Source organism: Aequorivita sinensis, from assembly GCF_006346335.1.
Lineage (GTDB): Bacteria > Bacteroidota > Bacteroidia > Flavobacteriales > Flavobacteriaceae > Aequorivita > Aequorivita sinensis.
Genome location: NZ_VDMC01000058.1, coordinates 1 through 812 on the forward strand (window position 1 = coordinate 1; position 812 = coordinate 812).

The 812-nt window shown below is 38.3% G+C and carries 2 protein-coding genes; both read left to right on the forward strand.

All coding sequences use genetic code 11. From position 1 onward, the window contains the following. Positions 1-17: 17 nt before the first annotated feature. On the forward strand, positions 18-371 hold the full coding sequence (locus FHP04_RS14380; RefSeq protein ID WP_139856841.1) for an ISAon1 family transposase N-terminal region protein: 354 nt from the start codon (positions 18-20) through the stop codon (positions 369-371). Positions 372-573: 202 nt separating this feature from the next. Then, positions 574-812: transposase (locus FHP04_RS14760; RefSeq protein ID WP_246051458.1), on the forward strand; the 239-nt coding region annotated here is incomplete at its 3' end.

Genomic DNA, 812 nt, shown 5'->3' on the forward strand with positions numbered 1-812 from the left:
TTTTTTAAAACAAAGCTTTGGACAATTATCTAGACCTACTGAAACTTATCCTGCCTGAATTTTTAATCAATCACTTCGATCTTGTAAAGAATACAAAAAGTGGTGAAGTTATGCATCTTTATTTTCAAGAGCGTAACGCTGTACCAGCGGAAGAATCAAAACGACAACTTATAGCGCACGGTTTTCACAAAGAAGTTACTATCCAAGATTTTCCATTGCGCGGAAACACAGTATACCTGCATGTAAAACGGCGTAGATGGCTGGATAAGGCAACTAAAGAAGTTGTTCAGAGAGATTGGAATTTAGTAGCACAGGGAACACGGATGACCACCGAGTTCGCTGCTTTTTTAAAAGAAATTAGTCGATACTAAAGCATCCAATTGCCATACAATCGGTTATTTTTATGGTGTTAATGGCAAAAAACTACAGCGCCAATACAAAGACTGTCTAAGTGATTTTAAAGACTGGGAACAAAAGAAGCATGCCAAACAATGGCTCATATTCCCTGAAAACATTGGGCCTTACCTATCCATTGACGAAACAGCGCTATCTAAAGGAGAGCTCTACACAATAATTACTAACAAAAAAGCCAAAGGAAAGAAAGGGAGCATCGTTGCCATCTTCGCTGGAACCAAAGTTGAACCCATCATAGAACAACTCTTAAAAATATCAGCTAAGAAAAGAGCAAAAGTCAAAGAGATTACACTTGATATGGCAAACTCAATGAAGACCATATGTAAAAAATGCTTCCCAAGAGCAATGCAGGTTACCGACCGTTTTCACGTACAAAAACTTGCGTTAGAGGCACTTCA